We start from the raw sequence: 14,954 nt of genomic DNA, 5'->3' as shown, positions 1-14,954 counted from the left end.
GCCACAGATGCCAAAATTCTACTTTTTACTGACGTCCACTTACATGGCCTTACCACCGTTCTTCTTCACCTGCTGCCGTATGCTGTCGACGATCGACTGATAATCGGCGTGCCGATAGTGGAACGGTTGAGGTCCCCACTTATGGTCTTTGTCGATTCGGACCTCGCGGCTTTCTCTCACCACTGACGACGCTGCTAGCGATCGTGCCTCTCCACGATACCGGATGTAGTCGCTGTTGGCTGAAAGAGCTCGATCTGCATACTCCTCAGCCTCGGTCGGTTTGACGTTTCGCATGCGTTGCCATGCACCTGCGAGACCGCGGCCCCTCGAGAGCTCTCTGCCCGCCTCACGTGAACCACGCTGGAGACGCCTCCAGCGGCGGCCAAGGCTGACGAAGCTGTCGTTCTGTGGATGCTGGGCTCCGTCGACGGCTCCGGCCCATTCGATGTCGAGGAGAATGGTCTTCTCCCATAGCTCCGCGGCTTTGAGGTCCTGGATGAGCGTCGCGAAGCCTGTGCTCCAGCGTGTGAAGTGCTCATCGGTGCCGAATTCGATCAGTCGAGCCCCTTCACGACGTGCCGTCCGAGCTGCGCCGCAGGACTCCACCTCGATCGAGTTCGTCATGGTCGTGCCGTCGGGGAACTTCCAGAATCCTCGACGTTCATCGACCAAGTCGAGGAGCACGACGTCCAGATCGCCTGCATTCTTGACGATCCTCTCAATGCCGCTCCCCTTGAGGTCACTGGTGACCATTCGTTTCTGGAAGGCGGAGGTCAAGTCGCTGAGATCGATTCCAGATGTCCCATGGGGTGACTCCAGGCTCGTCACCGAGTGCCTGGCCACGTAAGCCACGACCTCAGCTTCAGGCATGAACTCCGCCGTATCACGGCTCACGCAGGAACCGAAGATTGCGATCTTCATCGGCCCGAATCCTGGTGGATGGCAGGCGCATCTTCTTCCTGCCGCACGCGTTGCCGCTCCTCGTATCGTTCGTCGGCGATCTTGCGCGCGCGAGAAGCGAGTCTGCGGCCGGTGAAGTCATCGGCGGCGGCGACCGATGAGGCACGGTCGTCTGGATTCGCTGCTCGCAGTACGACCCGCTTCTTACTCGGGTTCAGTCGCAGCGGCGGGGCATCGGAGATCGGTGGGGCACTCACCGCTTGAGAAGCAGGTTTGGGCAACGCTGGGAACTTGGCCTTCGGCATCTCGGCAGCGAAGGATTTCGGCCAGACCTGCTCCTCGGCGGCGGCCAGCATCGGAGTCGGCGTCTCTTCGACTTCGTCGACCGTTTGCTGTCTCTTGACATGGCGAGCCGGGGCAGTCTTCTTCTTGGGCCGGCGTGATGCATGGCGGGGGATGGGGTTCTGGATGAGCTCGGGTTCGAGGATGTTGATCTCCTCTTTGACCGCATTGCTCACCACGTCGGCGAGGAGCTTGTCGGCGATGTCTTCCTTGCCTTTGGCAACGTTCCACGCCCACCAGCGGTATTTTTCGGCGACAGCCTCGGCGGGGCCGTTCATGAGTACCTCGCCACGATGCATCCACACAGCACGCGTGCAGAGTTCCTGAATTACCTTGGCTGCGTGGTTCACTAACAATACGGTTCCGGCTTCTGCCAATAGTTCGTCCATTGCGCGTTCGCTGCGCTCGGCGAAAGTCGCGTCTCCCGTTGACAGTGCTTCGTCGATGAGCAGGATCTTCGGCCGGGCGGCAAGAGCGATAGCGAAACGGAGGCGCGCACCCATGCCAGACGAGTAGGTGCCCATAGGTCGATGAATAGCGGCACCCAATGCAGACAGTTCCACTACACGTTCATACGCGTCGGCAGCCTCGTCTGGAGTCAGACCCATGGCCAAGCAGCCGAGGCGGACGTTTTCACTTCCCGACAGAGACGGCTGAAGAGCAGCACTGACTCCCAGAAGCAACGGCTGGTAACGGACAAGGATTCGTCCGCGATCTGGCTGCTCGACTCCCGCAACGTTTCGGAGGAATGTGGACTTTCCGGAACCATTGGCTCCGACGATTCCGACCATTTCGCCCTCCCGAGCGACGAAATTGACGCCCCGCAGTGCGCGGACGGTGGTCTGTCCTCTGCGTCCGACCGCAGCATCGGCTATGCGGCGCAGTCCTTTGGACCTGAGTCCGGGATCGTTCGAATTGACGGTATACCTGACTTGGACGTTCTCCGCGATGATATTGGGGGCCTGCGGCTCAGAGTCGACCATAGCTCTCCTCCCCACGCCAGAAGTACAAGAACCCGATGATCAGCATTCCGAATGCCCAAACAATGGCTGATGCCCACATCCACCAAGGGGAATCGACACCGTAAAGGAGCGAATTGCGGGTGAGCTCTAGATAGGAATACATAGGATTCGCCCGCATGATCGCAAGCAATTCTGGTTGGCCAGCCAGTTTGTCATCAATGACGAAGAATACTCCGGAGCCGTACAGCCAGAACCGGCTGAGGATGGACATGAGGTTCACGATGTCAGGGATTTTGTGCCCGATACGAGCCAACAGACATGCGATCCCCACATTGAAGATCGTCTGTAGGATGACCACCGGCACGACCAGCACGATTCTCCACGTGACCAACTCCATAGGTGGGAGGGCGATGAGAAGCAGAACCATCACCCCTACGCTCGGGATGAAGTCCAGGAAGTTCCGCACCACTGTGGAGATCGGCAATGCTGCCCGCGGAAACTGGAAGCCTTTGATCATCGATGCTCCGGCGCGGATGGATCCGGTCCCACCGGTGACTGATCGGCTTGTGTACTGGAAGAAGAACACTCCGATGACGAGGTAGCCGATGAAGTTGTCGACGCTCTTCTGAGTGTTCAAGATGAATCCGAAAATGAACCAGAAGGCCATCACCGACAGCAACGGGTTGATGAACAGCCAGCCGTATCCCAACAAGTTCTGGCGGGTGGAACCGCTCATCTTTGCCCGAGACTCGGCAATGATGAAATGGCGCCGTTCCCACAATGCCGACAGGTAGCTGCGCAGTCCGACACGGCGGCCGACAGGGACCAAGCCCTCACTGGACACAGACGGAATCGAGACCAGGCCCAAAGGATTCTTCGTCTCACTCATCGCACATCACTCCCCACGAGTTGAGAATAGACCTGCCCATATCGTCGTCCGATTTCCTTCCACCTGCGTGTTGCAAGAACATGCGCTCGTCCATTGTCCCCGAATCTTGCCCGTGCCGTGTCATCGGAGGCGAGCTCGGACAGCAGTTCCGCGATTTTCTGCGGGCTCTCCGGCGGTGTCCACAAACCTGCGCTGTCCGGAACCAGTTCACGCAGTGCCGGCAGGTCGGAGATGACAACTGGCCGCGCAAGACCCATCGCTTCGATCGGTTTGATCGGAGTGACCAAACGACAGACCGGTTCGTCCTTGCGCGGCACGACGATCGCATCGAGGGCGAGTTGGTACTCAATTGCCTGGGCTTGAGAGACCCGTCCGGTGAAGACTGCGTTCTCCCCCAGCGGTGCTGCACGTTCCCGTAGTTCCGGCAGAGCGACACCGTCGCCGGCGATCAGCAGCCGCAGGTCCGTGCCTTTGCTCCGGGCCAGGATGACGGCATCGACGAGGTCGTCGAGGCCCTCATAGCCGACGATCGACGCCGCCGTTCCGACCCACACCCCGTCATCGGGCAGGCCGAGGCTTCTTCTCACTTCGGCCGGTGTGCGGGTGACGTCGGTGTCGACGACGGCTTCGGAGACCGAATTCGGAATGAGTGTGATGGTTTCTGCCGGTACTCCCCCGGCGATCAGGTGCTCACGCATCGTCTCGCCCAGAGTGATGACGGCGTCGGCAGCCGATGCGACTTCGATCTCCTTGGCCCGCATGAGCGCGAACCGCTGGCTGTCCCTGCGAGCAGAACGCTCTTCCAGGCTGCCGCCGGCAGCCGCCCATGTCTCTTCCAGGACACCGCGGACTTCGTAGACCCACGGCAGGCCCGCTGCAGCCGCCGCCGCTCCAGCAGCCAGGCCGTTGACGTAGTGCGTTGTCGTGTGGAGGATCTCAGCGCCACGTCCGTGCGCTTCAGCAGCGATGTGATTCGCCTGCTCGCTCAGCCGCTCGGATGGCGTGGGTCGTAGCCTCAGCGGCACGTCACGGATGTATTCGACTCCGTCGACGACTTCGACCGGTGCCTGGCTCAGTCGTCCGATGGTCACGGGATACGACGGGCGTGTGATCGCGGCCGTTTGATGGCCAGCGTCCCGCAGAGTGGTGAGGATGGCATGTGACCGGTACGCATAACCGGAGCGGGTATGCGGCAAAGAGTTCGTCAGCACATGCAGCGCCGTCGGATGCTGAACTCGATCAAGCTCCGCATTGCCGCGTACACGACGAGCTGTGACATGGCTCGACACCTCCGGCCACCATTGAGGCTGCAGAGACTGTCGCTCATCGAGCAGTCGTGTCCGGCGTGCGCCGTCTGGCAGGACTGCGATGGCTTCGTCGATGTGTCCCTTGGTCCACTCGATACGTGAGCTCAGTGCGCGGGCACCGGGGACAGCAGCGGCGATCGATTCGGCTTCGTCGAGGAGTCCCAGATTGAGTGCGATTTCGCCGAGAAGGCGCGAGGGCGAGACAGATCCGGCGACCAATGACTTCGCCACCGTCTCTTGTCCGAGCAGCCACGCAGATGCCGCCCGACTGGCGTCGCCCGGCAAGCGCCCGAGCGCGTGTCCGACGAAACGCGAGGCAGGGCCCGGCAGGCGACGTGCCAACTGCATGCCGAAGAACACGCGGTCGTCGTTGATGTGTCCGAGAGTCGTCACAAGGACGTTCGTCAGCTGCCGGGCGAGGAAGCGCAGGTTCACGAGACCACCTGCTCGAGGACGCGTTCGTAAGTGCGCCCCATTGCGGCTGCCGAAGCGTGTCGAATCACCCAGTCGCGCGGGTTCTCACCTGTAGGCGGATTCGATCCGAACTCCTCACCGGCTTCGACTCGTTCTCGCATCCTCGACATTGCCGCGGCCACGGAATCGACATCACCGGGAACCGCGACTTCTCCCGCTTCGGTCTGTGTGATGATGTCGGCGGCCTCACCGGCGACGACTCCGAGGACCGGAATTCGACGGGCCATCAACGAATAGAGCTTCGACGGGACTGTGCATTCATAGGAATCGAGGCAGCTGAGGCTGACCAGTCCGGCATCTGCCCATTCCCAGTGGGCCGCGAGTTCGGCGCCTGCGATCTGGGGATGGAATTCCACCGGCACCCCATACGCTGCGGCTGTGGTTTTGAGCTCGCCGGTATCGACGCCGCCGCCGACGATGCGCAGTCGCACACCTTCGGTGCGGGCCAACGCTCGAATCGAGGTGCTGAGATCCTGGGATCGCCCGACAGTGCCCACGTACAGCAGGTTGAGCCCTCGACAGTCGGCAGGAGTCCTGCCCTTGACGGCGTCGCCAGCGTTGCCCGTCTCCTCTGCGACAGGGACGAGGGGGATCGCACCCGTGGCGGTCAGGCCGGATGCGCCTTCCAACTCCGCCGGTGAGACTCCGCTGCGAACGACCTCTGCGGTCACTCCACGTTGTTCCAGGCGACGTTTGAAACCTTCCGTGGTGACGACGACGACCGCCGCACGCCGTTGGGCACGAGTGAGCAGGTCCGGCAGCAGTCGATGCTCGAGGCCGCGCGTCAGCGTCCCGGGAAGATACTTCCCAACAGCTCCCGTCACCAGGTTCATTTCCGAAATGAGGTCCGGCCACGCATCGCGCACTTCAGCGACATGCGGCACTCGCAGCAGCCGCGACAGGGTGTCGCCTGCCAGCAGAAACGGCAGTGCCGGAGTCGTGGAGACGATAACGTCGGGACGCATTCTGCCCCGCAGCCGGTCAATGACCGCCGACATCGCACCCGTCGCCGATACCGTCTGATCGAGCAGCTGACGAGCCATCGACGATCCGCTGTGCAGGTACGGCACGCGAAGGATCCGCTCACCGTCGACGCCGGTGTCCCAGGTGCCGCCGAGGCGCACGTCGACTCGACGACGCCCCCGCCCGACCTTCGATCCGAAGAACCCGCTGCGGTCGGAATACGGGTAGTGGGGATGCGGTGCCACCGTGATGACATCGTGTCCGGCAGCGCGCAGGTGGTCGACGAGGATCCGCCACCGCCGCTGCGGTGCACCGACCTCGGGATAGTAATAGTGGCTGAGCAGAACGATTCTCATGCGGTCATCGCCTCCTTCAGAGCCCGTCGCCGCAGCCACAGCGGCAGCAGCGCATAAAGGGCGAGCAATCCGACCCAGAACACATGGGCCGGGTACGTTGTCGCTGTATTTCCGCTGATGAGAGTCGGGACGGCCATGATGCAGGCGAGGACGCTCAATGCGGCGTGGAAGAGCGAAACGGAGCTGTGTGGCCAGCCCGCCTGCTGGATCCGCTGGTAGATATGTTCACGATGAGGCAAGAGAATATTCTCTCCCCGGAAGAGCCGTAGGACCAAAGTGAGTCCGACGTCGAAGAAGACGAAGATCATCGGTGCGATGATGACGACGATCGGGACGCCTTGGACGAACAGCCAGACCGCGAGAGCGAAGACGGCCGCTCCGATTCCGTAGCTTCCCGTGTCTCCGAGGAACGCCTTGGCCCGACCGAGGTTGAACGGGAGAAACCCGACAGCAGCGCCGGCCAGCGCCAGAGCAAGCAGTGCAATGTCGTTCTCTCCCACCCAGGAGCTGACGAAGGCGAACCATCCGGCAGTGACGATGGTCCACTCGGTGACATAGCCGTTGAGTCCGTCGACGAAGTTCACGGCGTTGACAGTGGTCACGCCGATGACCGCGAAGGCGATGACGTGAGCGATTCCCTGTGTTGAGAACATGGCGATGATCGCGCTGAACAGCAGAGCCAGGATCACCTGTCCGATCAGCCGCCCGGCGGGGCGCAGGGAGTCGAGATCGTCGCTCATCCCGATGGCCGAATAGCACCAGGTCAGGACCAGGAAACCGACCGGAAGGAGGATCCCGCCGAGGCCGAAGACGCCGTCTTCGCTGACGGTCCACACCATGGCCAGAATCGTGGCCACGGTGATGCCGCAGCCGATGGCGATTCCCCCGCCGCGTACGGTCGACAGCGTATGCGAGGAGCGATGAGAAGGGACATCGACGACGCCCGCTCGGCGCAGCAGCGGAAAGGCGATGAGGGCGCTGAGAACCGTGACCACCGCGGCCACTACCAGGATCACCAGCGACTGCAGAGCCATCAGAGGCCGACTCCGGTGTCATGGGGGTCTGCGTCTGGCTCGGGGGTTCTTGATGTTGTCGCTGCCGGCTCGATGGCCTCCGTCGCGTCACCGGTGGTCGGTGCCGTCTCGGAGTCGAGGAGACGCGTCAGGTGCTCGTCGAGGCCCGACCTGTGAGTGAAGACCTGTGGGTCACGTGATTCGGCGACCAGGGCACCGAGTTTCTCCAGATCGATCGGAGCGATCGGCACCTGAGTGATCAGCGGATGGTTGGGGCGGCTGTCGACCTCCCCGGGCGACAGAAGGGCTTCAGTCAGCTTCTCCCCCGGGCGCAGGCCCGTGTAGACGATCTGCGCATCACTGCGACCTGACAGTGCGATCACTCTCTTGGCAAGGGCGGCGATGCGGATCGGTTCGCCCATGTCGAGGACCAAGGTCTCTCCGGGGCCGCCGATCGCTGCGGCTTGAAGGACGAGTTCACAGGCCTCATCGGCGGTCATGAAGTATCGGGTGACCTCCGGGTCGGTGACTGTGACGGGGTCACCGGCCGCCACCTGGGCCACAAACGTCTCGAGTACGGACCCCCGGGATCCGAGCACATTGCCGAACCGCACCGACATATAACGTCGTCCGGTTGCCGCGGCCACAGAGGCGATCGCCCGTTCGATGGAGAACTTCGTCCGCCCCAGCACCGAGGTCGCACCGGCGGCTTTGTCGGTGGAGATGTGGACGAAGGCATCGACGTCGTGAGCCACTGCAGCGTTGAGCAGGTCGAGGCTGGCTCCGACGTTCGTGCGCACCGCCTGTTCCGGGAAGCGCTCAAGGAAAGTCAGGTGTTTGAGAGCCGCAGCGTGGAAGATGATGTCCGGCTTCGCCTCGGCGACGAGGGCATCGATGAATGCCGGATCTCGCAGGTCTCCGAGGACGAGGTCATCACTGGTCAGAAGGGCCGATCCCTCAAGACCGAGCTCAGTGGCGTGCAGGCCGGATTCGTCCCGGTCGGTCATGATGAGTCGGGCCGGATCGAACCGGGCGACCTGACGGCACAGCTGTGAGCCGATGGAACCGCCTGCACCGGTGACGAGCACGACCTTGCCGGTGATCGCCGAGGCGATGTCGTCGATATTCGTTGAGATCGGTTTGCGTCCGATGAGGTCTTCGAGGCTGACATCCCGGAAGCTGCGGTGACGCAGGTCGGCGACGTCATGCGCGTCCGGTTCGGGACGGGCCAACGCGGAGTCCGAGAGTTTCGGCATGATCTTGATCTCGACCGGCCGGGATTCGAGATTCGACGCGATACGGGAGAGCTCTTCGGGCGGCAGGTCAGCGATCGCAATGATCACGGCCCCGGCTCCGGTGCGATCGACATGGGTGGCGATGTCGGCGATCGGTCCGAGTACGCGGATTCCGTTGTAGCGCAGATGCCGCTTTGCAGGGTCGTCGTCGAGGATGCCGACAGCAACGAATTCGTTGTGCGTGTCCTGAGCGATCATATCGAGGGCGAGCATGCCCTGGTTTCCCGCGCCGACGACGATTGTGGGCCGGGATGCACCGGACGTGGTGAGGCTGCGTTGCCTCAAGTTGCGACGAATCCAGTTCTCGAGGCTCTTGACCACGACCATGAGCGCTCCCGCCGTAATGGGGACGCTGGTCGGGATGAGCAGTCGACTGGCGAAGGCGAATTCGGCCACCCACATGATGCCGACACCCAGGGCAACCGTTCCCACGATTGCGGCGAACTGATCGGTCGAACCACGTCGGTAGCGACCGCGGTAGATTGCCAGAGGCCCGCCGATGAGAAAGACGATCAGACCGACCGCCGAACAGACGAGCATTCCCGGCACGTTGACGAGAGATGCATGGAAGTCGTACCTCACGAGTGTCATCGATACGACGAGGAATGCGAAGACGAGACCATCGATGAGGGAGAGCGCCATGGCTCTGCCGTGCCGTCTCATTGGGGTCCGTGAGGGAATGGGCCCTGAGTTGCTTCCCACTGTCCTCTTTTCGTCCGCTTTCATATGGCCGCTCCTGCTGGTCTGCCGTGCTGGTGATCAGCACCACTTCGACCTGCATGGAGTCTTCTACAACGTCCCGATTGTACTATTGGGATTTACAGGTTTCATTCAGAATGAACGCTGCGCACATTAAGAATTGGTTGCATTCGACACGTCTCGACGCTGTCACTCACTCGGCACGAATCGAGCTTCTAACAAGGACTCTTGCACCGTTCGGGTGGGCTGTCGCCCGCTGCTTCGCACCGTTCCCGCCACCGCTTGGAGGACTCGACACCGTGCCCCGAACACCGCTTCGCACTCTGAGGACCGCTCTGTGGCATCTGCGCAAGGGCGGTGTCTCACAGGTGACGAAATGGCGTCGCCGCCGGACCGTCTCTCAAGGTGCTGCGGAGACCTCGGCCGCGGTGGGCACCGGCAGCCTGTCGGCTGAAGTCCTCGCCGAGCTGTTCCCGCCTCTGCCGCTGTCGCAGCGCGCTCCTATCTTCGATCAGCTCCAGGTCGGGGTCATCCTCGATGAGTTCTCGGCCGAAAGCTTCGGTTTCGAATGGTCGACCCGGGCTCTGTCGCCGACCGGGTGGGCGACGGAGCTCGACGGCCTCGACTTCGTCTTTGTCGAATCGGCATGGAACGGCAATGCCGGGCAGTGGAAGTTCAAGCTCACAGGCCCGTCCGGCCCGAGCACTGAGGTCACCGACCTCCTCACCGCGTGCCGCCGCCGCGGTATTCCGACGGTCTTCTGGAACAAAGAGGATCCCCCACACTTCGAAGACTTCCTGCCGTTGGCCGGACTCTGCGATGTCGTGTTCACCAGTGACATCCGGCTGGTGCCTGAGTATCAGTCGAGGCTCGGCCATGACCGTGTCGCGGCTCTGCCGTTCGCGGCCCAACCGGCAATCCACAATCCGTCCCGGCCCTCGCGCAATGTCGCCGCTCGTGACATCGCCTTCGCCGGCATGTACTTCGCGCACAAGTACCCCGAACGTCGGGAACAGATGGATCTGCTGCTCGGCGCCGCCGAGGCCGTCTCGGGCCGGATGCAGCACGGGCTGGAGATCTTCTCCCGCTTCCTCGGCAATGACGAACGCTACCAGTTCCCCGGTGCCCTGGCCGAGAGAGTCGTGGGATCGTTGCCCTACCGGAACCTGCTCACCGCTTATAAGCACTTCAAGGTCTTCCTCAACGTCAACTCCGTGACCGGCTCCCCCAGCATGTGCGCCAGGCGGATCTTCGAGATCACGGCCGCTGGGACCCCCGTCGTCACGACGCCAAGTGCTGCAACCCGGGAGTTCTTCCCGACCGATGAAGTGCCGCAGCCGGAGACGAAGGAAGAGGCCGAGTGGACGCTGCGTGCCTATGTGCGCAGTCCTGAACTGCGGGACCGCAGTGTGCATCTGGCGCAGCGGCGCATCTGGGCCGAGCACACGTACACGCACCGGGCGATGACGGTGATGGATTCCTTAGGACTCGAGTATGCGCGGCCGTTCCCGACCTCGGTGTCAGCGGTCGTGTCGACGAATCGGCCGGACCACCTCGGCGAGGTGTTGACCACGCATGCCGCTCAGCTGCATGCGGACAAGGAACTCGTGCTCGTTGCGCACGGTTTCGAGGTGCCCGCGGATCTGCGGGCCCGGGCGGCGAGCGCGGGCATCGAACACCTGCAGATCGTTCAGGTGGGCTCCAGCCGGCCCTTGGGTGTCTGCCTCAACCGGGGAGTCGAGGCCGCGTCCGGGGAGGTCATTGCGAAGATGGACGATGATGACGTCTATGGGGCGCACTACCTCGGCGATCAGCTGGCCGCGCTGCGCTATTCGGATGCGGATCTCGTCGGCAAGCAGGCCCATTACCTGCATATCCGCGCACGCGACATCGTCATCTGCCGGTTCCCCGAACGGGAGCATCGGTTCACCGATCTCGTCATGGGTCCGACGTTGATGACGCGGCGGTCGACGCTGGTGGACAATCCGTTTGCCGAGCGCACCCTCGGCGAGGACACCGAGCTCCAGCAGAGGCTCATCGCCTCCGGAGCCCGGATCTACTCAGCGGACAGGTTCAACTTCGTCCAGGTCCGCGGCGACCATGCCCACACGTGGAGCGTCGACGACAGCCACCTGTTGGCCAACGGCGACGTCCACGCATTCGGATACGCTCCCGACCACTACTGTTTCTGACGCATTCCGACTTGAAGATCGTCCAAATCGACGCTGCCCTCGAAGCTCCGAGAGACCCAAACGGACATCTCCACAAGCTCGCTGGCAGCAGGGACGCCGAGAAGATGAGCACGAAACTTCATCTTTGGTGCGTTAACCACAAAACCGACGGCAAGCGTGTCGCGATCTACTTCCACCCAACGCCCAGTTGCGGGTGGTCGGGTTCCCGGCGCGAATCGTGTCCCCAAGATGACCCTGCCTTCTGTCTGGACTTCCGCGGCCGTCACCTGTGCTTCAACAACCAGATCACCGTTACCGCCTACGCTCTCTCGGATCGGTTCTACAGACAAGCTTTGTTCCTTCATTACCGGTGCCAACGGAAAATCCGCGACGATATCCGACTCACGAACCTGAGAAAACTCGGCCTCGAGACCTTCCACAGCGACAATTGGCTTATTGCCTTGTTCCTTCTCCACCGCTGCCAACGCTTGGTCCGGATCCAAGTGGGCGCGGCCGTCCTGCATCGGATGGACGACTGTAATGAACGAAGGCTGCCGGGAATCAAGCAAGGTAGGAGCAAATTGGTCAATAATCGAATGGTCACCCCTGGGCGGCTCGATGAGCCGATCGCTCGATTCGTCGAAGGCGCAGATATAAAGCTGCCCGATGGAGTTCTTAGGCCTGTAGTCCCGCCTCAAGTCCCACAGCTGCCCGTTCGAATAGATCATTGAGTATCCCAGCCCCAAACTGACCACACGGCCCGGCGACTCGGACTCCACGTACGGCACGATTCTGTCGAAATATCGATCAGAGACGATGTCGTCATCGTCTAGCCGGAACCAAGCGAAGCTCGTATACTTCCGGTCCTGTTCCGGGACGATCTCACGGAATGCGGCCGAGACTGACTGATCGTGGACGTGCTTCTCATCGCTACACACGATTTCCAGAAAGTCGTACTGCTGTGACAGTTCGCGCAGTCGCACTTGGTAGTGCGATGGCAGACTGCTTGAGTGCTGCACAATATGGCGGTAATCCGATCCTCGTGAACCTTTGGCCAGCTGCGGCAAGGACAATTGCGTGAAAATCTTCAACCGAGCGTCCAAACGCTCCGGATCGTAGAGTCGCTCCCGATACGACTCAAGCGTCTCCGTTTGAGCCGACAGGTTCCATTGTGTGGCACCGGGCAGCAGCAGCGAGAACCTGGTGACTCCGACGATGCAGACTCTGTTCTTGCTTTCCATCACACCTCAATCTGCTGGGGGTCGCTGCCCATGAACTTCATCTCGCCAGTTCCCATCAGATGTGCGTCCGCAGCTGCCCAGGTGTGACGGGTTTTGTCCGCGTGGCGGTTGACGACATAGTTGAATCGGTCCGAACTGTAGATCGTCCCTCCAGACTTCCTCAGCCTGGTGATGAAGTCGGAGTCTTCGCCCGTGTGTTTTTCTTGAAACCTGGTTTCGCTGAAAGTCTTCCGACGTCCTGCAAACGTTGCACCCCGAACGAAGTCAGTCTCACGATGCGCTTTCCCAGGAAATGTAAGGAAGGTCGCATCTTCTTCCTCGAAGTACATGTAGGTTTCGGCCTTTCCCACCAAGTCGGCGCCACTGTACAGAATTGCGTTGAGTTGGTCGCGAACATAGTTCGCTCCGTAATAGTCGTCATCGTCCATGCGGAATGCGAATTCGCCGGAGGCTTCGTCGAACCCGGTGTTGAGCAACTCGCCCAGACTAGCTTGCTGATCGGCCTCGATCACGACTATGGGCCCCGGTTCCCGACCGCAGTCCTGACGTTCAGAAACGTCATCGAGGACAGATTTGAGCAACTCTTCTTTCACATTGAAGCCGTGTGTGACAACGACCAGCTCAATCGATCCGATTTGCTCGGCCCGATTCTGACGTAAGAAGTTTCCGATGATCAGGGGTAAGTTATGGGGACGGTTGGTGCACACGACGATCGAACAACGCATCGATACTTCTGTGGCATCCAGGTTGAGGAGTTCCATCACCTGACGGGCCCGATGCGTATATGTGTCGTTCTCCCAGATGCGTCGCTGTGCGCGGTGCACTCGGCGCTCTCGAAGTTCGTCGGAGCGGATAAGTGCCCGCATCCGGTCGTGAGCCGTCGATTCGTCTTCGATCAGCGTCAGCAAATCGTCGTCAAAGAATCTGTCGATCGCGGCTGTAGGTGTCGTAACTACTGCTGCTCCGCACGCGGTTGCTTCGAATACACGCCTGGCGCACATCGAACTCGAGTTCACAACTGAATTGACGTTGATGACGACTTTGTAACCGTGGTAAGCCGAAATCATCTGCTGGTACGGAATGCCAGGTCTGACAGATGCCGCAAATCGCTCAGGGAATCTGTATCGTTCCTCGTCTCCTGAGTTGCGAGAGTAGATATCCAAACCCAATTTCTCGGCCGCGGGAAGCAGGACGTCAAGCTGCTGCCGACGTTCTGCATACTTGTCCCGGAAGTACATCCCTCCGAATACGATCGAGCGATCTCTGTCAACTCCACGCACACGTTTCGGATTGTGAATCGCCGGCTGGGCGGCGAATGGGAGCAGATGCACCCTGTCATGGCCCAGGCGTGAGACATACTCGGGGATCTTGTCTCCGTCCGTCGTGAATACAAAGTCAAACAGTGAAGCGGTGTCCAGGAAGTCTTCGAAATGTGGGGGATCCTCCTTATTCCAGAAGAGAGTATGGATTCCCTGTTCGCGGCAGTATCCCGTCAGGTCTCGGACAGCTTGTCGTGGAGCCGAGGATCCAACGAGGTGGTACTTCCAGCTTCCGCCGTTGCCTTCCCATGCGCTTTCGACAAACACGAATTGAGGTCGTTCGGCATGAATGACTTGCATCCAGTCGTCGGGTGTCGCGGTAACGACATTCCACTCGTGAGCAAATGCTTTGAGAGTAAACTCATCCGCGATCATCAATACTGTTATTGCAGGAAATGTTGGGAGTCGATCGGTTTCCGGGGCATTAGGGAAAGAAATAGGCGCACTCCCCGTCGCGTGGGCTTCCAACTTTCCTGGGTTGAGTGCGGCAATTGTGACGGGGTCGGCCCCGCCCGTCAGCGCACGCGCAGTGCTATTGAAGTCGGATCTGAGTCCATTGACAGAAGCGTCGATTCGGCGAATGATCGGAGAGCTTCTCCCAGCAGATCCGGCCGTATCGTTGAGAACGCGCTCCATCCGGCGCCCCCGAATGTCCAAGTGTGCAAGCGCCGCTGAGCATTCGCTTGCCAATTTCCGCGTATTCAGTTCGCTCTGTGCAACAGCATTCCGAATGTTGATGGCGACCCGTTCGGATGCAAACAGCAGGACAATGACAACAGCGCCGAGTCCTAGCGCATTGAATAGGTACAGGGGTTCGCTGAAGAACACCGTTGCAAGCAGGCCGCCGACTATCAGGATGATCGCAATCGCTGCCGCCGCAATATTCGCGCGGCTTGCACGCTGCATCTTGGAAAAGGACATACTTTACATCATCTTCGCCGTCCCTTAACTGTTTGAAAACGTCGGATGAAGGCGAAGCGTCGTTCGGTTAACAGGTAAGTATTTCTGGCCTGTGCTCGCTTA

10 protein-coding genes are annotated in these 14,954 nt (G+C 60.9%); 1 reads left to right on the top strand and 9 read right to left on the bottom strand.

Annotated elements, in window-relative coordinates; translation table 11 throughout:
- Positions 1-39: 39 nt before the first annotated feature.
- From BANT918_RS05030 to BANT918_RS05000, 7 genes are read right to left on the bottom strand one after another with little or no spacing between them, the layout of a single operon-like run.
- Positions 40-921 (bottom strand): DUF6270 domain-containing protein, encoded by an 882-nt coding sequence (locus BANT918_RS05030; protein WP_101619194.1) that lies wholly within the window; start codon positions 919-921, stop codon positions 40-42.
- Positions 918-2,225, bottom strand: a complete 1,308-nt coding sequence (locus BANT918_RS05025) for an ABC transporter ATP-binding protein (protein WP_101619193.1) — start codon at positions 2,223-2,225, stop codon at positions 918-920. Before BANT918_RS05025 ends, BANT918_RS05030 begins: the two co-directional genes overlap by 4 nt.
- Positions 2,212-3,093: an ABC transporter permease gene (locus BANT918_RS05020; protein ID WP_101619192.1), complete on the bottom strand. Its 882-nt coding sequence runs from the start codon at positions 3,091-3,093 to the stop codon at positions 2,212-2,214. The genes BANT918_RS05025 and BANT918_RS05020 overlap by 14 nt, the downstream gene beginning before the upstream one ends.
- Complete coding sequence (locus tag BANT918_RS05015; RefSeq protein WP_101619191.1) at positions 3,090-4,835, bottom strand: glycosyltransferase family 4 protein; 1,746 nt, start codon at positions 4,833-4,835, stop codon at positions 3,090-3,092. Before BANT918_RS05015 ends, BANT918_RS05020 begins: the two co-directional genes overlap by 4 nt.
- A complete protein-coding gene (locus BANT918_RS05010) occupies positions 4,832-6,193 on the bottom strand; it encodes a glycosyltransferase family 4 protein (RefSeq protein ID WP_101619190.1) in 1,362 nt (453 codons plus the stop codon). Before BANT918_RS05010 ends, BANT918_RS05015 begins: the two co-directional genes overlap by 4 nt.
- Complete coding sequence (locus BANT918_RS05005; protein WP_101619189.1) at positions 6,190-7,227, bottom strand: MraY family glycosyltransferase; 1,038 nt, start codon at positions 7,225-7,227, stop codon at positions 6,190-6,192. Before BANT918_RS05005 ends, BANT918_RS05010 begins: the two co-directional genes overlap by 4 nt.
- Positions 7,227-9,164: a nucleoside-diphosphate sugar epimerase/dehydratase gene (locus BANT918_RS05000; RefSeq protein ID WP_167389380.1), complete on the bottom strand. Its 1,938-nt coding sequence runs from the start codon at positions 9,162-9,164 to the stop codon at positions 7,227-7,229. Before BANT918_RS05000 ends, BANT918_RS05005 begins: the two co-directional genes overlap by 1 nt.
- 335 nt (positions 9,165-9,499) lie before the next feature.
- On the opposite strand from BANT918_RS05000, the gene BANT918_RS04995 reads away from it, so the two are divergent.
- Positions 9,500-11,392, top strand: coding sequence for a glycosyltransferase family protein (locus BANT918_RS04995; protein ID WP_233430358.1), 1,893 nt, complete (start codon positions 9,500-9,502; stop codon positions 11,390-11,392).
- On the opposite strand, the gene BANT918_RS04990 is transcribed toward BANT918_RS04995, so the two are convergent.
- On the bottom strand, positions 11,380-12,612 hold the full coding sequence (locus BANT918_RS04990; RefSeq protein ID WP_101619187.1) for a glycosyltransferase: 1,233 nt from the start codon (positions 12,610-12,612) through the stop codon (positions 11,380-11,382). The genes BANT918_RS04995 and BANT918_RS04990 overlap by 13 nt on opposite strands.
- Entirely contained in the window at positions 12,612-14,852 is a 2,241-nt protein-coding gene (locus tag BANT918_RS04985; RefSeq protein ID WP_101619186.1) for a glycosyltransferase family protein, read from the bottom strand. Before BANT918_RS04985 ends, BANT918_RS04990 begins: the two co-directional genes overlap by 1 nt.
- Between the last annotated feature and the right edge of the window lie 102 nt (positions 14,853-14,954).

Origin of the sequence: Brevibacterium antiquum CNRZ 918, assembly GCF_900169145.1 — a bacterium.
GTDB lineage: Bacteria > Actinomycetota > Actinomycetes > Actinomycetales > Brevibacteriaceae > Brevibacterium > Brevibacterium koreense.
Note: the sequence above shows the minus strand (reverse complement) of the source record. Positions and strands in the feature narration are given on the sequence as shown.

Bases quoted from the DNA above. Each gene is read 5' to 3' on its own strand.
- BANT918_RS05020 (WP_101619192.1), bottom strand. From the start codon at position 3,093: ATGAGTGAGACGAAGAATCCTTTGGGCCTGGTCTCGATTCCGTCTGTG.
- BANT918_RS05030 (WP_101619194.1), bottom strand. From the start codon at position 921: ATGAAGATCGCAATCTTCGGTTCCTGCGTGAGCCGTGATACGGCGGAG.
- BANT918_RS05000 (WP_167389380.1), bottom strand. From the start codon at position 9,164: ATGAGACGGCACGGCAGAGCCATGGCGCTCTCCCTCATCGATGGTCTC.
- BANT918_RS05025 (WP_101619193.1), bottom strand. From the start codon at position 2,225: ATGGTCGACTCTGAGCCGCAGGCCCCCAATATCATCGCGGAGAACGTC.
- BANT918_RS04985 (WP_101619186.1), bottom strand. From the start codon at position 14,852: ATGTCCTTTTCCAAGATGCAGCGTGCAAGCCGCGCGAATATTGCGGCG.
- BANT918_RS05005 (WP_101619189.1), bottom strand. From the start codon at position 7,227: ATGGCTCTGCAGTCGCTGGTGATCCTGGTAGTGGCCGCGGTGGTCACG.
- BANT918_RS04990 (WP_101619187.1), bottom strand. From the start codon at position 12,612: ATGGAAAGCAAGAACAGAGTCTGCATCGTCGGAGTCACCAGGTTCTCG.
- BANT918_RS05010 (WP_101619190.1), bottom strand. From the start codon at position 6,193: ATGAGAATCGTTCTGCTCAGCCACTATTACTATCCCGAGGTCGGTGCA.